We start from the raw sequence: 18,897 nt of genomic DNA, 5'->3' as shown, positions 1-18,897 counted from the left end.
TACGGAAGGGGGGTGGACGGCGACTACCCTTTCCCTTCTGGCCCCTGCCCCACTCATCGGAACGCGAGATACATGACCGTCAACGGCTCTGACGACGTACTGCTTGTCCACGGCGGAACCCCGCTGGAGGGCGAGATCCGTGTCCGCGGTGCGAAGAACCTCGTACCGAAGGCCATGGTCGCCGCACTGCTGGGCAGTGGGCCGAGTCGACTGCGCAACGTTCCGGACATCCGTGACGTGCGTGTCGTACGCGGCCTGCTGCAACTGCACGGGGTGACGGTCCGTCCGGGTGAGGAGCCGGGCGAACTCGTGATGGACCCCACGCACGTCGAGAGCGCGAACGTCGCTGACATCGATGCCCACGCGGGTTCCAGCCGTATCCCGATCCTCCTGTGCGGTCCGCTGCTGCACCGGCTCGGGCACGCCTTCATCCCCGGTCTCGGCGGCTGCGACATCGGCGGCCGGCCCATCGACTTCCACTTCGAGGTGCTGCGGCAGTTCGGCGCGACCATCGAGAAGCGGGCGGACGGACAGTTCCTGGAGGCGCCGCGGCGTCTGCGCGGGACGAAGATCCGGCTGCCGTACCCCTCCGTCGGCGCGACCGAACAGGTGCTGCTGACCGCGGTGCTGGCCGAGGGCGTCACGGAACTCTCGAACGCGGCCGTGGAGCCGGAGATCGAGGACCTCATCTGCGTGCTGCAGAAGATGGGCGCCATCATCGCGATGGACACCGACCGCACGATCCGCGTCACCGGCGTGGACTCGCTCGGCGGCTACAACCACCAGGCGCTCCCGGACCGTCTGGAGGCCGCCTCCTGGGCGTCCGCCGCGCTGGCCACCGAGGGCAACATCTACGTCCGCGGCGCCCAGCAGCGCTCGATGATGACGTTCCTCAACACCTACCGGAAGGTGGGCGGTGCCTTCGAGATCGACGACGAGGGCATCCGCTTCTGGCACCCCGGCGGCCAGTTGAAGTCCATCGCGCTCGAAACCGACGTGCACCCGGGCTTCCAGACGGACTGGCAGCAGCCGCTGGTCGTGGCGCTCACCCAGGCCACGGGGCTGTCCATCATCCACGAGACGGTCTACGAGTCCCGGCTCGGCTTCACCTCCGCGCTGAACCAGATGGGTGCTCACATCCAGCTGTACCGCGAGTGCCTGGGCGGCTCGAACTGCCGCTTCGGCCAGCGCAACTTCCTGCACTCGGCCGTCGTCTCGGGCCCCACCAAGCTCCAGGGCGCCGACCTGGTCATCCCCGACCTGCGCGGCGGCTTCTCGTACCTGATCGCCGCTCTGGCGGCCCAGGGCACGTCCCGGGTGCACGGCATCGACCTCATCAACCGCGGCTACGAGAACTTCATGGAGAAGCTCGTGGAACTCGGCGCGAAGGTGGAACTGCCGGGCAAGGCACTCGGCTGACCCACAGCGACGCCGATGGGGCGGTCACCCGGACTCGGGTGACCGCCCCATCGGCGTTGTGCTGAGCGCCCCGAAGGGGGCGCGGGGAACTGCGCGACCAGCCACGGCGATCCTGTCAGCCGCAGGACGGCCCGCAGTTACCCGGCGCTCGAAGCGGAGCGCTTACTTGCCCTTGGCGGCTTCCTTGAGCTTGGAGCCCGCCGAAACCTTCACGCTGTAGCCGGCCGGGATCTGGATCGGGTCGCCGGTCTGCGGGTTGCGCGCGGTGCGAGCGGCACGGTGGGTGCGCTCGAAGGTCAGGAAGCCGGGGATGGTGACCTTCTCGTCACCCTTGGCGACGATCTCGCCGACGGTCTCGGCGAACGCGGCCAGCACGGCGTCGGCGTCCTTGCGGGTCACCTCGGCGCGGTCGGCCAGCGCGGCCACCAGCTCACTGCGGTTCATGTTGTTACTCCCGTGTTCTTCTTGCCGTTGGGGTGTGCCACGCGGCCGGACCGCGCAAGGCACAGCGAAGCCGATGCGCTCGCGCCCAGGGACGCATCCTGCCCCTACCTGCTGCGGGAAAGCCAATCCGGCACCCGCTGGAGTCGTGAGAACACCCTTGGGTGTCACACGAAGAGAGGTCCCGAGCCTGGCCGACACGATAAACGTCGGCCACAGGGCCCGGGTTCCACGACGCGCCGGTTCAAGGCCTCGCCGTGGTGATCCTCACAGCGCGTACCCGCCCTACGAGGAGGTGGCCGCCTTCGCCGCCTCGCGCACCGCTCCGGCGACCGCGCCCGCGACCTTGTCGTTGAAGACGCTGGGGATGATGTAGTTGGCGTTGAGCTCGTCCTCGGTGACGACCTCGGCGAGGGCGCTCGCGGCGGCCAGCATCATGTCGGTGTTGACCGTGCGGGACTGGGCGTCCAGCAGACCGCGGAAGACGCCCGGGAAGACCAGCACGTTGTTGATCTGGTTCGGGAAGTCGGAGCGGCCGGTGGCCACGACCGCCGCCGTCCGACGGGCGACCGCCGGGTCCACCTCGGGGTCGGGGTTCGCGAGCGCGAACACGATCGCGTCCTCCGCCATCGCGGCCACGTCGTCGCCGTCGAGGAGGTTCGGGGCGGAGACGCCGATGAAGACGTCCGCGCCGCGCACGGCCTCCTTCAACGTGCCGGTCAGGGCCTCGGGGTTGGTGTTGTCGGCGATCCAGCGCAGCGGCGAGTCCGCGGCGGCGGAGACCAGGTCCTCGCGGCCCGCGTGCACCACGCCGTGGATGTCGGCGACGACGGCGTTCTTCACCCCGGCGGCGATCAGCAGCTTCAGGATGGCCGTACCGGCCGCGCCCGCGCCGGACATGACGACGCGGATGTTCTCGATCGCCTTGCCGGTGACACGCAGGGCGTTCTTCAGGGCTGCGAGGACGACGATCGCGGTGCCGTGCTGGTCGTCGTGGAAGACGGGGATGTCGAGGGCCTCGCGCAGCCGGGCCTCGATCTCGAAGCAGCGCGGCGCGGAGATGTCCTCCAGGTTGATGCCGGCGAAGCCCGGGGCGATCGCCTTGACGATCGCGACGATCTCGTCGGTGTCCTGGGTGTCCAGGCACAGCGGCCAGGCGTCGATGTCGGCGAAGCGCTTGAAGAGGGCCGCCTTGCCCTCCATGACCGGCATCGCGGCCATCGGGCCGATGTTGCCCAGACCGAGGACGGCCGAGCCGTCCGTCACGACGGCGACGGTGTTGCGCTTGATGGTCAGGCGGCGCGCGTCCTCGGGGTTCTCGGCGATCGCCATGCACACGCGGGCCACACCCGGGGTGTAGATCATCGAGAGGTCGTCACGGTTGCGGATGGGATGCTTGGACTGCATCTCGATCTTGCCGCCGAGGTGCATGAGGAACGTACGGTCGGAGACCTTGCCGAGGGTGACGCCCTCGATGCCGCGGAGCTCCTCGACGATCTCGTCGGCGTGCGCGGTCGACGTGGCCGCGATGGTGACGTCGATCCGGAGCTTCTCGTGGCCGGAGGCGGTGACGTCGAGGCCGGTCACCGAGCCTCCGGAGGACTCCACGGCGGTGGTGAGCTGCGAAACGGCGGTTCCGCTCGCGGGCACCTCCAACCGGACCGTCATCGAGTAGGAGACGCTGGGCGCCGTTGCCATGGCCGACTTCCTCTGCTTTCACCTGTGGTGCTGTGCTGAATGCTGTCCGATCGTCGCACCTACTGACCGGTAGGCGTTAGCCGCGTTGGATTGCGATCGTTTTGTTCACAACGAAGGAGGCCCACGCCACCTTTTCGGTGGCGTGGGCCTCCCACGACGTCAATGACACCGACCCGCCATGCTCGCCTCGCGGCAAGTGGTCCCTCTGAGGGACGAAGGTTGGGCCCGGGGGCTTGGATCGGGCCGGTGTCACACCCAGGCTAACAAACGGATCCCGGAAGGCCATTCCCGTCTCGAGAGTTCCTGTGGATCAATTCCACGGAACCTGGCTCAGTCCCTGAGCAGATCGGGCACCCCCGCCTCGTCCGGCTGGTCCCGTTCGGCCGACACCACCGTCAGCTGCTGGGTCGCCCGGGTGAGGGCGACGTACAGCACCCGCAGGCCGGCCGGGGACTCGTCGGCGATCTCCGCCGGGGAGACGACGATCGTCGCGTCGTACTCCAGCCCCTTGGCCTCCAGGCTGCCGAGGGCCACCACCCGGTCGCCGAGGCCGGTGAGCCAGCGGGCGGCCTCCTCGCGCCGCTGCATGGCCACCACGACACCGACGGTGCCGTCGACCCGGTCCAGGAGACGGGCGGCCTCCTCGCGGACGGACTTCGCCAGGGAGTCCCGTACGACGGTGAAGCGCGGCTCGACACCCGTGGAGCGTACGGCCGACGGGGACGTGGAGCCGGGCATGGCCAGGGCCAGCACCTTGGCGGCGAGCTCCGCGATCTCGGCCGGGTTGCGGTAGTTCACGGTGAGCTCGAAGCGGCGCCGGGGGCGGCTGCCCAGGGCCTCGTCGCGGGCCTCGGCGGCCTCGTCGGGGTCGGACCAGGAGGACTGGGCGGGGTCGCCCACGACCGTCCAGGTGGCGTGCCGGCCGCGGCGGCCGACCATGCGCCACTGCATCGGCGTGAGGTCCTGGGCCTCGTCGACGATGACGTGGGCGTACTCGGTGCGCTCCTGGGCCAGCCGCTCGGCGCGTTCGCGCTGGGTCTCCTCGCGGACCGGCATCAGCTCCTCCAGGCCGGTCAGCTGGTCGAGGGGGTCCAGCTCGCGCCGCTTCCGGGGGCGGGCCGGAGTGCCGAGGATCGCCTGGAGCTCGTCGAGCAGGGCGATGTCGTGCACGGACCAGCCGTCCCGGCGGAGCGAGCGGGCGACCTTGCGGACCTCGCCGGGGTTGAGGATGCGCCGGGCCCAGCGGCCCAGGCGCCGCTCGTCGGCCATGGCGGTGAGGACGTCCTTCGGGGTCAGCTCGGGCCACCAGGCGGCCAGGAAGGCGGTGAAGCTGTCCTCGGTGCTGACGTCCTCGTCGAAGGAGGAGCGCAGCTCGGCGGCGAGCTCCGGGTCGCTGTGGCGGGAGCCCGCGCCGGATCTCTCCCACAGGGCGTCGAGCAGGAGCTTGCGGGCACGGGGGCGCAGCAGGTTCACCGGCGCGGTGCCGCCGAGGGCGGTGCGGCGGATACGTTCCAGCTCGGGCGCCTCCAGCTCCAGGCGGCGGCCGAAGGCGACCACGCGGAGGCGGGAGGGCGGGCCCGCGGGGGCGGGGGCGTCGTCGTCGGGGACGAGCCGGCCGACCGGGGTGTCCTCGGCGCCGAGGGCGAGCTGCCCCGCGGTCTCACCGCGGCCACGCCGCCCACCGGAACCGCGCCGCCCGCCGGGGACGCCCGAGGGGGCACCGCCGCCCGGTCCCTCCAGCGCCCCGCGGGCCGCCTTCCGCAGCACCTTGAGCATGCGGTACGAGCCCTTGGCGCGGGCGACGGCCGGGGAGTCGTAGAGGGTGGCTTCGACGCCGTCGACGAGCGAGCCGATCGCCCGGATGGCGACCTGGCCCTCCTCGCCGAGGGAGGGGAGCACGCCCTCGGTGTACGCCACCAGCAGGGGGGTGGGCGAGACGATGAGGATGCCGCCGGAGTAGCGGCGCCGGTCCTGGTAGAGCAGGTAGGCGGCGCGGTGCAGGGCGACGGCGGTCTTGCCGGTGCCGGGGCCGCCCTCGACGTAGGTCACGGAGGCGGCGGGGGCGCGGATGACCATGTCCTGTTCGGCCTGGATGGAGGCGACGATGTCCCGCATGGTGTGGCTGCGGGCCTGGCCGAGGGCGGCCATCAGGGCGCCGTCGCCGATGACGGGCAGCTCCTGGCCGTCGAGGAAGGCCTTGAGCGCGGGGCGCATGAGGTCGTCCTCGACGCCGAGGACGCGGCGGCCCTTGGAGCGGATCACCCGGCGCCGCACCACGCGCCCCGGGTCGACCGGGGTGGAGCGGTAGAAGGGCGCCGCGGCGGGGGCCCGCCAGTCGATGACGAGCGGCGCGTACTCGGAGTCCAGGACCCCGATCCGGCCGATGTGCAGGGTCTCGGCGATGTCGGCGGTGTTGTCCTCGCGCACCGCGCCCTCGGCGGGCTCGACGGCGGTGTAGGCGCCGTCGGGCCCCTTCTTGCCGTCCTCGCCGAGGAGCAGGTCGATGCGGCCGAAGAGGAAGTCCTCGAACTCGTTGTTGAGCCGGTTGAGGTGCACCCCCGCCCGGAACACCTGCGCGTCCCGCTCGGCGAGCGCGCCGGGCGTACCGACCTGGCCGCGCTGGGCCGCGTCGTTCATGAGGAACTCAGCCTCGTGGATCTTCTCCTCGAGACGCCGGTACACCCGGTCCAGATGTTCCTGTTCGACGCTGATCTCCCGGTCCCGGACCGAGTCGTGAACCGAGTCGTGAACCGTTCCGACCACGGATGGTTGAGCCTGAGCGGCCACCGGGCCCCCTTCTGACGTGCTGGGCAGCCGTCAACCGTACGCGAAGGGGACCCGGCATAGCTACGTCGGCTACGCGTCTACTTCGACGAGTCGCTTGCCGCCGAAGGTCATGACCTCGAAGTGATCGATGTCGTTGAGGTCGAAGGCGGCGCCGCCATGGACGTACAAGGGCTCCTTGGCCTGTGCCGTCTTGGCGTCCGGGATGCCGTAACCCCAGGTCGGGACCGACCAGGAGGCGACCGTCTCCCGCTCGCCGTTCTTGCCGACGGCGATGAGGGAGCACTTCTCCGGGCCCTTGACGTTCTTCAGCTGGAGCACCGCGTGGGTGCCCCAGGCCTTCTCCTCCACGGCGACGGTCGCACTGACGTCCGTGCTGGGGTCGGTCGCCGCCAGCTTGTCGTCGATGGCGTCGAAGGCTTCCTTGGCGGGGCTGCTGCTCGTCGTGTGCGCCGAGACGTTTTTGCCGGAGTCGTCTCCGGTCGCTCCTACGGCGACCAGGGGGCCGCCGACGATCAGCGCGGCCGCGGCGGCGACCATGTAGAAGGCGCGGCGGCGCTTCTGGGCGCGGCGCTCGGCGACCTCGTCGACCAGCTTGTTCACCAGCCGCGGACTGGGCTTGGCGGACAGCGACTCGCCGATCGCGGGGGTGCCGGAGCCGGGCAGGTCCGCGAGCGCGGCCAGCATCGGTTCCATCCCGGCGAGCTCGTCGAGCTGCTGGGCGCACCACTCGCAGGTGGCGAGGTGCATCTCGAACGCGGTCGCCTCGGCGTCGTCGAGAATCCCGAGGGCGTACGCGCCGACGGTCTCGTGCTCGTTCGGCCCCGAGGATCCCTGCATGGCACCAGACATACCCGAACCACCTGTGCCGAATCCCTGGTTTCCCCCGTAAACACTCATCACGCCGTCACCCCCCGCTCCTCCAGTGCCAGCTTCATCGACCGCAGGGCGTAGAAGACCCGCGAGCGGACCGTGCCGCTGGGTATCCCGAGCGTCTCGGCCGCCTCATTGACCGTACGCCCCTTGAAGTACGTCTCGACAAGAACCTCCCGGTGCGCGGGAGTCAGGTCGTCGAGCGCGTCCGACAGCGTCATCAACCACAGCGCCTTGTCGATCTCGTCCTCCGCGGGGATGACCTCCAGCGGCGACGGATCGACCTCCTGCGGCCGGGCCTGCCGGCTTCGGTGGCCGTCGATGACGATGCGCCGGGCGACCGTCACCAGCCAGGGGCGTACAGATCCGGTCGCTCGATTGAGCTGACCGGCGTTCTTCCAGGCACGGATCAGCGTCTCCTGCACCACGTCCTCTGCTCTTTGGCGGTCTCCGGCGACCAGCCGCAGCACATAGGCGAGCAGGGGTCCTGCGTGCTCTCTGTACAGAGCACGCATGAGCTCCTCATCAGGTTCCGAGGGCTGGGACATGCGATGTCGGGCCCTCGATCCACGTTCATTGGCCACGACGGAATCCTTGCGCACGCCCACCTCCGATGTCCGGGGGTTCCCCCAGCCAGTCGCTCCACACGGGGTACGGACGTGGGCCGTCGAGTGTTCAACGTGACATGACAGATTTCTTGTATCTGCCGAGACGAGGGGGACATGGGTGCACATTCCCGCCCCTCGTTCTTTACATTTCCGCCACATTGGCGCGAAGGGGACGGCTGCCCGGACGCGACCGCGGGCAAACATCGTGTAATCGAAATCACTTCGACAGCCGCTCCACAGAAGGGACATAACGCTCCCTCAGAATGGCTCAGGCCCGCGCGAGTGCCGCCCGACGCCGGTGCCGGGCCACCCTTTCCCGGTTTCCGCAGACCTCACTGGAGCACCAACGCCGCCTGCGCCCCCGGGATGTGTCGAGGTAGACGATCGGACAGCTGTCGCCCGCGCACTGCCGCAGACAGGCCCGCGCGACGGGGTCCGTGAGCAGCTCGACGGCGTCCCGGGCGATCGCCCCGAGCAGCGCGGCGAGCTCGGGCGGCGCCGCCAACTCCCGCACGAGCAGGCCGTCCTCCCCCGGTACGGCCCGGGGCGCCGGCGGCGCGGTCCGGGCGAGGTCGTTCACCCGGGCGAGCGCCAGGTCGTACGACGGGCGGGGCTCGGGGCCGAGCCGGGCCCGGACCAACTGGCTGATATACCCCCGCAGTTCACGAAACGCCAGGAGCCAGGACGCGTCGGCGTGCGCCAGGGGGGTCTCCGGTGGCACGAGCCCGGCTCCGGTGACCCACGCGAACAACACCTCGGTCGCGTCCAGCCGTTCGACGGGATGGGTGGTCGCGAGGAGGTCGAGGCAGATCCGCCCCGCGTCGAACCGCAGCTCGTACGGGGCCGTGGCCGTACCCAGTGCCATGTGCCTGTCACCGCCTAGGGATGCCTTGCGCGTGAGGGGCCGGTGAGGTGGGTCTGGAAGGTTCCCTCTCACAGTGCCTTCCCGTTCGCGCCGCCGGAACCCCTCGTACCGGTGAGGCGTGGACGTCCGCGTATGCCGCCGCGCTTTTGGACCATGGTCCGGCCGGCCCCGAGGCCGTTGACTCGAGGGCATGACGACGAAGCGGAGCACGGGAACCGTACTGGGCGCGGCCACGGTCGCCATGGGCCTGATCGCCGGGGCCTTCTACGTCTTCGCCTGCGCGGTGATGCCGGGACTGGCGCGCGGCGACGACGAGGTCTACGTCGAGGTGATGCGGAACATCAACGACGTGATCGTGAACCCCGTGTTCCTGCTGAGCTTCCTCGGGGCGCTGGTGCTGACGGGGGTGGCGGTGTGGCAGGGACGGGGGCGGTCGTACCGGCGGTGGGTGTGGGCGGGGTTCCTCGCCTACGCCCTCGCCTTCCTGGTGACGGTCGCCTTCAACATCCCGCTCAACGACGCCCTCGACAGCGCCACCGATGTGCGTACGGCGCGCGAGGACTTCGAGGACCCGTGGGTGCTGTGGAACGCGGTGCGGGCGGTGCTGTCGACGGTGGCGACGGGGTGCCTGGCGCGAGGGCTGGTGGGGTACGGCCGGACGACGCGCGCGTGATGGCCGGACGGGCCGCGCGTGACCGGCCGCCGGTGGTCAGGCTCGCTCCCCCGCCCTGGCCGTGGCGTCGCGCGGGGACGGGGGTGAAGCCGGGAAGTCGCTTACGTGTCCGCGTACTTCGCGTCCGCCGCCGGGTCCAGTGCCAGTCGGTAGCCCCGCTTGACCACCGTCTGGATCAGCTTCGGCGCTCCGAGTGCCGTGCGCAGCCGGGCCATCGCCGTCTCCACCGCGTGCTCGTCGCGCCCGGCACCCGGAAGCGCCCGCAGCAGTTCCGCCCGGGCCACCACCCATCCGGGCCGCCGGGACAGCGCCCGCAGCAGTGACATCCCGGCCGGCGGCACGGGGCGCAGGACCCCGTCGACCAGCACCGCGTGACCGCGGATCTCGACCCGGTGCCCGGCGATGGGCAGGGACCGGGCCCGCGCGGGCAGCTCCTGGCACAGGAGCTGGACCAGCGGGCCGAGCCGGAAGCGGTCGGGCTGCACGGTGTCGACGCCGCGGGCCTGGAGCGGCAGCGCGGTGACGGGGCCGACACAGGCCGGCAGCACGTCGTGGTTGAGGGCGGCGAGCAGTTCGGGCAGCAGCCCCCGCTCCTCCGCCCGGTTCAGCAGCGAGGCCGCGGCGGGCGCGCTCGTGAAGGTCAGCGCGTCCAGCCCCCGGGAGACCGCCGCGTCCAGGAGCCGGTCCACCGGCCCGATGTCCTCCGGCGGCATCCACCGGTACACGGGGATGCCCAGCACTTCCGCTCCCGCGGCCCGCAGCGCCTCCACGAACCCCGGCAGCGGCTCACCGTGCAGCTGGATGGCGATCCGGCGCCCCTCGACCCCCTCCTCCAGGAGCCGGTCGAGCACCTCCGCCATGGACTCCGAGGACGGCGACCAGTCCTCGGTCAGCCCGGCGGCCCGTACCGCGCCCTTGACCTTCGGCCCGCGCGCCAGCAGCTCGATGCCGCGCAGCCGTGCCAGCAGTTCCTCACCCAGACCCCAGCCGTCGGCGGCCTCGATCCAGCCCCGGAAGCCGATCGCGGTCGTGGCGACCACGATGTCCGGGACCTCGTCGATGACCTCCTTGGTCGCGGCGAGCAGCTCGCTGTCGTCGGAGAGCGGCACGATCCGCAAGGCCGGGGCGTGCAGAACGGCGGCTCCCCGTCGCTGCAGCAGTGCGCCCAGCTCGTCGGCCCGGCGCGCGGCTGTCACGCCCACCGTGAAGCCGGCCAGGGGGCCGTGTTGTTCCGGTCGCTGCTGTTCGTCGTACATAACTCTCGTCCCGCACTCGAGTCGTTCGCACCTACACGGGGTGTGATGGCACCTGCATGCCGAGCGAGCCTGTCAACGGTGCGTGACAGGCTCGGTTCGGCTTGATGTCGACGGTGTTACGTCACACTTCGGCGTAGCTGAGCTGCGGCTTCGCCTCGGAGGTGGCCGAGGAGGCCTGGATCCGGGAGGCCGAGCGGCGAAGGTATACGGCCCAGGTGACCGCGAAGCAGAGGGCGTAGAAGACGAGGAAGGCGATGAAGGCGCCCGTGCCGGAACCGTAGGAGAGGTAGGACTGGCGGAAGGCCAGGTTGATGCCGACACCGCCGAGCGCGCCCACCGCGCCGATCAGCCCCATGGAGGCACCGGAGAGCCGGCGGCCGTACGCGGCGGCCTCCTCGCCCTGGAGCCCCTTGGCGAACGCCTTGGCCTGGAAGATGCCGGGGATCATCTTGAACGTCGAGCCGTTGCCGAGCCCGCTGAGGACGAACAGGAGGACGAACACCGGGACGAAGAGGTTCAGCGACTTCTGCATGCTCGCGAAGATGAGCAGGCCGGTCGCGGCGGCCATGGCCACGTAGTTGTACAGCGAGATCCGGGCACCGCCGTACTTGTCGGCGAGCCAGCCGCCCACCGGCCGGATCAGGGAGCCGAGCAGCGGGCCGATGAAGGTGAGGTAGGCGGACTGCAGCGGCGTCCGGCCGAACTGGACCTGGAGGACCTGGCCGAAGGCGAAGGCGTAGCCGATGAAGGAGCCGAAGGTGCCGATGTAGAGGAAGGCCATGATCCAGGTGTGGGCGTCCTTCGCGGCGTCCTTCGCGGCGCCGGTGTCGTTCTTCACGGAGGCGAGGTTGTCCATGAAGGTGGCGGCGAGGATCGCGGAGCCGATGATCAGCGGGATGTAGATCCCGAGCAGCACGCGCGGGCCGCCGCTGGCGCCGATGATCGCGAGGGCGATCAGCTGGATGACGGGGACGCCGATGTTGCCGCCGCCCGCGTTGAGGCCGAGCGCCCACCCCTTCTTCCTGAGCGGGAAGAAGGCGTTGATGTTGGTCATCGAGGAGGCGAAGTTGCCGCCGCCGATGCCGGCGAGGAGGCCGACCAGGAGGAAGGTGTTGAAGGAGGTCCCCGGCTCGATCACGACGAACGCGGCGATGGTCGGGATGAGCAGCAGGCTCGCGGAGATGATCGTCCAGTTCCGCCCGCCGAAGACGGCCACGGCGAAGGTGTAGGGGACGCGCACGACCGCACCGACGAGTGTGACCACGGACGTGAGCAGGAACTTGTCGGCCGGGGTCAGGCCGTACTCCGGTCCCATGAAGAGCACCAGCACGGACCACATGGTCCAGATCGAGAAGCCGATGTGCTCGGAGAGGACGGAGAAGATGAGGTTGCGGCGGGCGACCTTCTCGCCGCCGTTCTTCCAGAAGGTCTCGTCCTCCGGATCCCACTGCTGGATCCAGCGGCCGCCCCTGCTCGGGGGTGCGGGGACGGTGCTAGGGGCTGTCATTGCGCCTCCACGGGGCTCCGGGGCTCGGTGCTGCTGTTCGTGATGAGCGATGTTGCATCCCGAAGGTAGGGAGGGCGCGTTTCCTCACTGTGGCAGCGGGTGACCGGAAAGGAACGTTGCTCTCACCCCACGCGAACGCAGGATGAGAGGTTTCATCGCGTCACGTTACGAACACCTCTTAGCGTGATCGCCGTCACTCGATACCGGGTGGAGTCAGCGTTGGGGAGCCTGCCAGTTGGGGTTCTGCTGGGGGTCCGGCTGAGGCGGGTACGGCGGCTGGGGGTACGGCGGCTGGGCGGCGTAGGGGCCGGGGGCCGGGGGTTGCTGGGGGTAGCCGTAGGACTGGGGCTGCTGGGGGTAGCCGTAGGGCTGGGGCTGCTGGGGCGGGTACGGCTGCTGGGGCTGGCCGTAGGGCTGCGGCGGCGGCTGCTGGCCGTAGGGCTGCTGCTGCGGCGGCGGCTGCTGGCCGTAGGGCTGCTGCTGCGGCGGCGGCTGCTGGCCGTACGGGCCGGCGGCGAAGGGGTTCGCCTGGCCCGGGAACTGGGCGCCCGGCGGCAGATAGCGCACCCGGCCGGTCTCGTCGGTGACCGGCAGGAAGCCGGCGGCGTGGAGCCGGGCCGCGAACTTGGCGTTGCGCTTGCGGGTGACGGCGAGGCCGATGCCGAAGACGGCCATGAAGAACACCCAGGTGCAGACCGCGGCGATGACGTCGCCGGACTCGCCGCCGAGCCGGAGGGCGAGGATCACGCAGCCGAGGGTGACACCGAGGGCGCCGTAGCCCATGCGCTTCTCGGCGCTCTTGCCGGTGAGGTCGAAGTTGATGCGCGCCTTGAGCAGTTCGAAGGCGTCCGGCACGAGCGGCGGCACGGAGACCCCGTCACTCGCGTTCGGGTACTGGGCCCAGTTCTGCGCGGCCCGGGCACGGGCCTGCGGGCTCGGGTCCGGGAGGAGCAGCATGACGAGCGCGCCGTTACGCCCGGAGCTCTGCCGGACATCGGCGTACTCGTACCCGAACTGCTGGGCGGTGAAGGCGAGTCGGGCGAGCTTCTTCACGGACGCCATGGGGCTGGTGAGCTCCACGGGCTGCCCGCCCGCCATCAGCCGGAGCATCTTCTGCACTTGCCGCTTGCTCATCGCCGTCCACTCCCCACCGGGCCACCCCGTTCACTCCCGCAACGGCCGCAGTCTCGCACGCACGCGTGCCGAGGCGGAAACCGCTGCCCCCCGGGCTCACGAAATCCCGGCGCCGGTACGGACGGGGCGGACGGCTTGCCTTGGGCACCCTCGGGACTTATCGTTTCTCGATAACATCGATAAACGATAAGCCAGGCGGGGGAAACATGAGTGAAGACCGGAAGATGCTCGAGCCCATGGCCACGGTCGTGTCCATAGCGCTGCGCATCCTGCTGGGGCTCCTGACGGTGGGGGTCGTCCTCAACGTCGTGCGCGGGAGCTGGGGCAGCGGCGGTGTCTGTATCACCGACGACTCGGCCGGCAGCTCCACCGCCCCCGGCGGGTTCTCCCCCGAGCCCGGGGCGGTCGTCGAGTCGATCCCGCACTACTGTGCCGAGGACCCCGGCGCGCTCCTGCGCCTCCTGGACGAACTCGGCACGCTGCCGACGACACTGCTGCTGATCAGCAGCCTCTTCCTGCTGCACCGGCTTCTTCAGGGAGCGGCACGGGACGGTGTCTACACGGCACGTACGGCCTCCCGGTTCCGCCTGCTCGGCTGGTGGCTGCTCCTCGGGAGCCTGGTCGTCGAGATGATCGAGGCCAACGCCAGCGCGGCCGTGCTCGCGGACCTCGCCCAGAGCGTGGACTACACCGCCGGGGTCTGGCTGGGCCTGTGGTCGTTCCCCTACCTCGCCGTCCTGACCGGCCTCGGCCTGCTCACCTTCGCCCGGATCACCAGCGCGGGCAACGCCATGCGCGAGGACCTCGAAGGGGTCGTCTGATGGCCTCCGACGACGAGAGCCCGGAGGACCACCACATCGAGGTCCACCTCGACCGGCTCCTCAGCGAACGCGGCATGACCGTGACCGAACTCGCCGCCCGCGTCGGCGTGACCAACGTCAACCTCTCCGTGCTGAAGAACGGCCGCGCCAAGGCGATCCGCTTCACCACCCTCACCCGTATCTGCGAAGTCCTCGAATGCCAGCCGGGCGACCTGCTCAGCTACCGCAAGCCCTGAAGGAGACGCACATGTTCGGCACCATGGACACCGCCACGGCCGTGGCCGTCACGCTCTACGCGGTCGCCCCGATCGCCCTGCTGGCCGGAGTGGCCGGGTGGCTCAAGCGTCGCTGAGCCACACCGGCCGGGTCAGGCGCGGTGTCCCGCTCGGGTCCGCTTCTTCGCCCCGTTCGGCCACAGGCGGGGGCTGCGCTTGGCCGCGAGGTCCTCGATCCAGCCGACGCTCAGGATCGCCAGGCCGATCAGGGGCCAGACCAGGAAGAACATCCAGATCATGTAGGTGGAGTCCAGGGCGGAGACCGCGCGCTCGCTCTGCATGAACGGCAGCTCGTAGAGGCGGTCGAGGATCGGGACCGTGGCCATGATCAGCATGTTGTGCCACAGGTAGATCGTGACCGCGCGGTTGTTGGAGAGCGTGACGAGCTTGTCCCACCTCGCCAGCCGGCCCGGCAGCTCCTGCCAGGAGGGGGAGTAGAGCAGGAGGATCACGACGAAACCGAAGGACCAGGTCGCCTGGGCCAGCGGGATGTCGTTGAGGTCCCAGCCGTCGGGGCCCAGGTGACCGGAGGCCCACCACAGGCCGAACGCCATCAGCAGCGTCGAGCAGGAGACGGCGATATAGCGCGGGACCCGCGTGAGCAGGCCCTCGTGATGGGCGAAGCCCAGGACCCAGCAGCCGCCGTAGACCGCGAAGTCGGAGACCGCGTTGCCGGTCTCGCCCGGAATCGTCACCAGGCCCGTGCCGACGATCGCCGTCAGCCCCAGTGGCGCCAGCAGCGTCGGCCACGGCGCCCGGCGAAACGCCCACAGCAGCAGCGGGGAGGCGATCACGAACCACAGGTAGGCGCGCAGGTACCACAGCACCCCCGCCGCCTGCACCGCCCAGGTGTCCTCCAGCAGCCCGGACTTGGAGCCGATGCTCCACGGGAAGGGCGGCGCGCCGAACGGGACGATGTAGTTGGCCATCTCGACCAGGCCCCAGGCGCCGCTGTGGTCCGGGTCCTTCGACAGGTCCCAGCCGCCCGCCAGCATCAGCGTCACCACCACCGCGCTGAACACCCAGAGCGGGGGAAGCAGTCGCCGGACGCGGCCCCGGATCACGCCCCACGCGGGACGCTTCAGCGAGCGCGCCATGAGCGAGCCCGCGAGCGCGAACATCACGCCCATGGAGGGGAACAGGACCGTCAGCCAGGCCCAGCCGAACAGGTGGTACACGACCACGCGGACCAGGGCGATCGAGCGGAGCAGGTCCAGGTAGCGGTCGCGGCCCGGCTTCTTCGCAGCGGCGGCCGCCGCGGGGGCGGGCGCCTGTGTGTCACCGGGCGCCCCGAGGGGGGCCACGGGAACTCCGGGCGCTCCGGGAGTTCCGGGTGCCGCCGCGGCACCGTACGACTGTGTGTATCCCTGGCTCATCCCACCGGCCTCCGCTCGCCCTGGTCACTGCTGTCGTTCGCGCCGCGCGTCCGTTGGCGCGGCACCGGACCGCCGGGTGCCTCGACGACACCCGTGCGCCGCAGCTTCTGCCAGCGCAGCCGGCCGCCGGTCAGGGCGGTGATCCAGGACTGGAGGAGAACGACGTACATGAGCTGGCGGTACAGGATCTGCTGGAGGGGCAGCGAGATGAGGTGGGTCATCTTCTCCCGGTCGAGGCGGAAGGCGTAGGCGGCGCAGACGACCTGGATCGCCAGGACGCCCAGCCAGGCCATGACCGTCTTCTGGGTGGGGCCGAAGACCAGGCCGTAGATCAGGAACACGTCGATCAGCGGGGCGAGCAGCGGGGCGAGGACCATGAAGAGCGAGACCAGCGGCAGGCCGACCCGGCCGAAGCGGCCCGAGGGCCCGCGTTCCACCAGCGCCCTGCGGTGCTTCCAGATGGCCTGCATGGTGCCGTACGACCAGCGGTAGCGCTGGGACCACAGCTGCTGGACGGTCTCCGGGGCCTCGGTCCAGGCCCGGGCCTTCTCGGCGTAGACGACCCGCCAGCCGTCGCGGTGCATCGCCATGGTGATGTCGGTGTCCTCGGCGAGCGTGTCGTCGCTCATGCCGCCGACCCGCTCCAGGGCCGACCGCCGGAAGGCACCGACGGCGCCCGGGATGGTCGGCATGCAGCGCAGGATGTCGTACATGCGGCGGTCGAGGTTGAAGCCCATCACGTACTCGATGTGCTGCCAGGCGCCGATGAGCGAGTCCCGGTTGCCGACCTTGGCGTTGCCGGCGACCGCGCCGACGCGGGGGTCGCCGAAGGGCTGGACCAGCTCGCGGACGGTGGACGGCTCGAAGACGGTGTCGCCGTCCATCATCACGATGATGTCGTAGCGGGCGTTGGCGAGGCCCCGGTTGAGCGCGGCGGGCTTGCCCGCGTTCAGCTGGCGGACGACCCGGACGTTGGGCAGGCCCATCGCCTCGACGATCCGCGCGGTGCCGTCACTGGAGCCGTCGTCGATGACGAGGACCTCGATGGGGTGCTCGCTCGCCATCAGGGACCGGACGGTGTTCTCGATGCACTTGGCCTCGTTGTACGCCGGCACCAGCACGGACACCGGTTCGAAGACCGGGTCGCCCCAGCGGAAGCCGCGGCGGCGCACCCGGCGGGCGTGCACGCCGGACAGCAGGAGCATCAGCACGAAGCGGCTGATGACCAGGAACCCGATGATCGCGAGGGCAACCACCAGCACCGCGGTGATGTTGTCGGAGGCGCCGACCAGGAAGACCCACGCCTTGCCCTTCCACAGCTCGGCGCCGGTGACCTGGGTGTGCGCGCTGGGGGCGCCGAGGGCCTCGGTGAGGTTGTCGAACTCGTAGCCCTGGCCCTTCAGCTGGGGCAGGAAGCGGTCCAGTGCCTGCACGGTCTGGTGGCGGTCGCCGCCGGAGTCGTGCATCAGGACGATCGCGCCCTTGCCGCCCTTGGGCGTGGCGTTGCGGATGATCTCCTCGACGCCGGGCTTGCGCCAGTCCTCGCTGTCGGTGTTGTTGACGATGGTGATGTAGCCGCGGGTGCCGATGTACTCGGTGACCGGCCAGGACTTGTTGTCCATGGCGTCGGCGAAGGAGGAGTACGGCGGGCGGAACAGCGAGGTGCGGATGCCGGCCGCGCCGGAGATGGCCAGCTGGTTCTGGGACAGCTCCCAGTCGATGCGCTTCTTCGACTGGTAGGAGAGGTCGGGGTGGTTGAAGGTGTGCAGACCGACCTCGTGGCCCTCTTCGACCATGCGGCTGACGAGGTCCGGGTAGCGCGAGGCCATGGTGCCGGTGACGAAGAACACGGCGTGGGCGTGGTGCTTCTTCAGCACGTCCAGGACCTTCGGGGTCCACTCGGGGTCCGGACCGTCGTCGAAGGTGAGGACCACGTGGTGGTCCCTCAGGCTCATGCTCTGGGTACGGCCGCTGCGGGTGTCGATGACGGGCCCGCCCTCCAGGATCCGCTCCGGGACCCGGTCGGAGGAGGCGGGGGCCTGGACGCGGTGGTCGGCGAGGATCTCGCTGTGGACGTAGCCGCGCAGCATCAGCATCGCCATCAGGGCGACGAGCAGGAGGCAGGGCAGCAGCAGGCGCATGGGCAGGCGGCGCCGAGAGCCGTCGCGGGCTCGATCGGCGGCCCGGGGACGGCGGGTGCGGGTTGCCATCAGACGGTGCTCTCCGGGGGCGGTGTCGTGGTGCTGACGGGCGCGGGGGCCGGTGCCCCGCCGGCCACCGTGTCGGTGCCGGTGCCCGCGCTGTCGCCGCCCAGCGTCTGCGTCGGGTCGGGCGTGGGGTCCTCGGTCGGCGTCGGGTCCGGCGGGTTGGTCGTCGCCGGGGCGGTCGGGACGTCGGGGTCCGGGACCGGCTCGCTGCCCGTGCCCGGGGTGGTCGTCGTCGCCGTCGGTTCCGGGTCGGCGGGGGTGCCCGCGTCCGGGACGGTCACGGAGGTGCCGGGCGCGGTGGCGCTCGACGACGGTGTCGTGGTGCCGCTCACGGACGGTGAGACGCCGGGCGAGACGGTGCCGGCGCCGGTGGGTGCGACCGTCTCCCCGGGCAGCGGGGAGGTGTCGACCTGGCCGGCCTCCTGGGCCTCGCCCTGCCCCGGTACAGGCAGCCAGGGCGCGTTGGAGTTGCCGGACAGCAGCGTCATGACGATGACCACGGCGTAGACCGCGCAGGCGAGTCCGACGAAGATCCCGATCCGGCGGTATCTACGGCTTCTGCGGCCCGACTCGTCGACGAAGACCGGCGCGTCGGAGCTCTCCTGGGTCGGCCCGGCCTGGCCGACGATGCGGCTGTCGGCCCGCAGGGCGACGGCGTCCAGTTGGACGGTCACCTCGTGCGGGTCGTGGGCGTTGCCGTGGCCGGTGTCGCTCCAGGGATCGTCGAAGCCGACCCCTTCGGGGCCCAGCCGGGGCAGCACCTCGGTCTGGTCCGTCGACGCGAGGACATCGGTTCCTCGCATGTCCGGGAAGGCCTGGGTGCCGTACCCCGTCGTTGGGAACGCCCTTGTCCCCGGAGCCGCTGCGGGCCATTCCGGTTGGGCGTCTTCTCGCCAATTGTTCTCGCGCACGCAATCCCCCCACGGGCAGTTCAGGGTGCGCATCAGACCCGAGCACTCG

16 protein-coding genes are annotated in these 18,897 nt (G+C 70.6%); 4 read left to right on the top strand and 12 right to left on the bottom strand.

What is annotated here, in order from left to right:
• Positions 1–72 precede the first annotated feature (72 nt).
• Positions 73–1,419, top strand: a complete 1,347-nt coding sequence (gene murA / locus ACZ56U_RS14470) for a UDP-N-acetylglucosamine 1-carboxyvinyltransferase (RefSeq protein ID WP_391236226.1) — start codon at positions 73–75, stop codon at positions 1,417–1,419.
• Positions 1,420–1,581: 162 nt separating this feature from the next.
• Here the strand turns inward: murA and ACZ56U_RS14465 are convergent, their stop codons facing one another.
• The 6 genes from ACZ56U_RS14465 to ACZ56U_RS14440 form a co-directional block, all read right to left on the bottom strand.
• Positions 1,582–1,863: an HU family DNA-binding protein gene (locus ACZ56U_RS14465; RefSeq protein WP_007382399.1), complete on the bottom strand. Its 282-nt coding sequence runs from the start codon at positions 1,861–1,863 to the stop codon at positions 1,582–1,584.
• Positions 1,864–2,145: 282 nt separating this feature from the next.
• A complete protein-coding gene (locus ACZ56U_RS14460; RefSeq protein WP_469084346.1) occupies positions 2,146–3,558 on the bottom strand; it encodes an NAD-dependent malic enzyme in 1,413 nt (470 codons plus the stop codon).
• 330 nt (positions 3,559–3,888) lie between these two features.
• Entirely contained in the window at positions 3,889–6,345 is a 2,457-nt protein-coding gene (locus ACZ56U_RS14455) for a HelD family protein (protein ID WP_469084345.1), read from the bottom strand.
• 69 nt (positions 6,346–6,414) lie between these two features.
• Entirely contained in the window at positions 6,415–7,242 is an 828-nt protein-coding gene (locus ACZ56U_RS14450) for a zf-HC2 domain-containing protein (RefSeq protein ID WP_469084344.1), read from the bottom strand.
• Positions 7,242–7,763 carry a sigma-70 family RNA polymerase sigma factor gene (locus tag ACZ56U_RS14445; RefSeq protein ID WP_010039908.1) on the bottom strand — a complete coding sequence of 174 codons (522 nt, stop codon included), beginning with the start codon at positions 7,761–7,763 and terminating at the stop codon, positions 7,242–7,244. The genes ACZ56U_RS14450 and ACZ56U_RS14445 overlap by 1 nt, the downstream gene beginning before the upstream one ends.
• Positions 7,764–8,091: 328 nt before the next feature.
• Positions 8,092–8,688 (bottom strand): CGNR zinc finger domain-containing protein, encoded by a 597-nt coding sequence (locus ACZ56U_RS14440; RefSeq protein WP_469084343.1) that lies wholly within the window; start codon positions 8,686–8,688, stop codon positions 8,092–8,094.
• Positions 8,689–8,878: 190 nt separating this feature from the next.
• Here ACZ56U_RS14440 and ACZ56U_RS14435 point away from each other — a divergent pair, with 190 nt between their 5' ends.
• Positions 8,879–9,361 carry an anthrone oxygenase family protein gene (locus ACZ56U_RS14435; RefSeq protein ID WP_469084342.1) on the top strand — a complete coding sequence of 161 codons (483 nt, stop codon included), beginning with the start codon at positions 8,879–8,881 and terminating at the stop codon, positions 9,359–9,361.
• 101 nt (positions 9,362–9,462) lie between these two features.
• Here the strand turns inward: ACZ56U_RS14435 and ACZ56U_RS14430 are convergent, their stop codons facing one another.
• The 3 genes from ACZ56U_RS14430 to ACZ56U_RS14420 all read right to left on the bottom strand — a co-directional run bounded on the left by ACZ56U_RS14430 (position 9,463) and on the right by ACZ56U_RS14420 (position 13,258).
• A complete protein-coding gene (locus ACZ56U_RS14430; protein ID WP_469084341.1) occupies positions 9,463–10,617 on the bottom strand; it encodes a uroporphyrinogen-III synthase in 1,155 nt (384 codons plus the stop codon).
• 121 nt (positions 10,618–10,738) lie between these two features.
• Complete coding sequence (locus ACZ56U_RS14425; RefSeq protein WP_469084340.1) at positions 10,739–12,124, bottom strand: nitrate/nitrite transporter; 1,386 nt, start codon at positions 12,122–12,124, stop codon at positions 10,739–10,741.
• 213 nt (positions 12,125–12,337) lie between these two features.
• On the bottom strand, positions 12,338–13,258 hold the full coding sequence (locus ACZ56U_RS14420) for a hypothetical protein (protein ID WP_469084339.1): 921 nt from the start codon (positions 13,256–13,258) through the stop codon (positions 12,338–12,340).
• A 206-nt stretch (positions 13,259–13,464) separates the two neighbouring features.
• On the opposite strand from ACZ56U_RS14420, the gene ACZ56U_RS14415 reads away from it, so the two are divergent.
• Positions 13,465–14,079, top strand: coding sequence for a hypothetical protein (locus ACZ56U_RS14415; RefSeq protein WP_469084338.1), 615 nt, complete (start codon positions 13,465–13,467; stop codon positions 14,077–14,079).
• Entirely contained in the window at positions 14,079–14,315 is a 237-nt protein-coding gene (locus ACZ56U_RS14410; protein ID WP_469084337.1) for a helix-turn-helix domain-containing protein, read from the top strand. Before ACZ56U_RS14415 ends, ACZ56U_RS14410 begins: the two co-directional genes overlap by 1 nt.
• A gap of 131 nt (positions 14,316–14,446) precedes the next feature.
• Here ACZ56U_RS14410 and ACZ56U_RS14405 read toward each other — a convergent pair whose 3' ends face one another.
• Genes ACZ56U_RS14405 through ACZ56U_RS14395 form a run of 3 tightly spaced genes read right to left on the bottom strand, consistent with a single transcriptional unit; the run spans position 14,447 to position 18,740 of the window.
• Positions 14,447–15,730: an acyltransferase family protein gene (locus ACZ56U_RS14405; RefSeq protein ID WP_469084336.1), complete on the bottom strand. Its 1,284-nt coding sequence runs from the start codon at positions 15,728–15,730 to the stop codon at positions 14,447–14,449.
• A complete protein-coding gene (locus ACZ56U_RS14400; RefSeq protein ID WP_469084335.1) occupies positions 15,727–17,940 on the bottom strand; it encodes a polysaccharide deacetylase family protein in 2,214 nt (737 codons plus the stop codon). Before ACZ56U_RS14400 ends, ACZ56U_RS14405 begins: the two co-directional genes overlap by 4 nt.
• Positions 17,940–18,740: a hypothetical protein gene (locus ACZ56U_RS14395; RefSeq protein ID WP_469084334.1), complete on the bottom strand. Its 801-nt coding sequence runs from the start codon at positions 18,738–18,740 to the stop codon at positions 17,940–17,942. The genes ACZ56U_RS14400 and ACZ56U_RS14395 overlap by 1 nt, the downstream gene beginning before the upstream one ends.
• Positions 18,741–18,897 lie beyond the last annotated feature (157 nt).

Source organism: Streptomyces sp. NPDC034103, from assembly GCF_055575395.1.
This window is presented reverse-complemented; position numbering and strand designations above follow the sequence as displayed.

Excerpts from the sequence above, each read along its gene's own strand:
- ACZ56U_RS14415 (WP_469084338.1), top strand. The coding sequence starts at position 13,465 with ATGAGTGAAGACCGGAAGATGCTCGAGCCCATGGCCACGGTCGTGTCC.
- ACZ56U_RS14450 (WP_469084344.1), bottom strand. The coding sequence starts at position 7,242 with ATGAGTGTTTACGGGGGAAACCAGGGATTCGGCACAGGTGGTTCGGGT.
- ACZ56U_RS14410 (WP_469084337.1), top strand. The coding sequence starts at position 14,079 with ATGGCCTCCGACGACGAGAGCCCGGAGGACCACCACATCGAGGTCCAC.
- ACZ56U_RS14425 (WP_469084340.1), bottom strand. The coding sequence starts at position 12,124 with ATGACAGCCCCTAGCACCGTCCCCGCACCCCCGAGCAGGGGCGGCCGC.
- ACZ56U_RS14400 (WP_469084335.1), bottom strand. The coding sequence starts at position 17,940 with ATGGCAACCCGCACCCGCCGTCCCCGGGCCGCCGATCGAGCCCGCGAC.
- murA (WP_391236226.1), top strand. The coding sequence starts at position 73 with ATGACCGTCAACGGCTCTGACGACGTACTGCTTGTCCACGGCGGAACC.
- ACZ56U_RS14395 (WP_469084334.1), bottom strand. The coding sequence starts at position 18,740 with ATGCGAGGAACCGATGTCCTCGCGTCGACGGACCAGACCGAGGTGCTG.
- ACZ56U_RS14430 (WP_469084341.1), bottom strand. The coding sequence starts at position 10,617 with ATGTACGACGAACAGCAGCGACCGGAACAACACGGCCCCCTGGCCGGC.
- ACZ56U_RS14420 (WP_469084339.1), bottom strand. The coding sequence starts at position 13,258 with ATGAGCAAGCGGCAAGTGCAGAAGATGCTCCGGCTGATGGCGGGCGGG.
- ACZ56U_RS14460 (WP_469084346.1), bottom strand. The coding sequence starts at position 3,558 with ATGGCAACGGCGCCCAGCGTCTCCTACTCGATGACGGTCCGGTTGGAG.
- ACZ56U_RS14435 (WP_469084342.1), top strand. The coding sequence starts at position 8,879 with ATGACGACGAAGCGGAGCACGGGAACCGTACTGGGCGCGGCCACGGTC.
- ACZ56U_RS14445 (WP_010039908.1), bottom strand. The coding sequence starts at position 7,763 with ATGTCCCAGCCCTCGGAACCTGATGAGGAGCTCATGCGTGCTCTGTAC.
- ACZ56U_RS14440 (WP_469084343.1), bottom strand. The coding sequence starts at position 8,688 with ATGGCACTGGGTACGGCCACGGCCCCGTACGAGCTGCGGTTCGACGCG.
- ACZ56U_RS14465 (WP_007382399.1), bottom strand. The coding sequence starts at position 1,863 with ATGAACCGCAGTGAGCTGGTGGCCGCGCTGGCCGACCGCGCCGAGGTG.
- ACZ56U_RS14405 (WP_469084336.1), bottom strand. The coding sequence starts at position 15,730 with ATGAGCCAGGGATACACACAGTCGTACGGTGCCGCGGCGGCACCCGGA.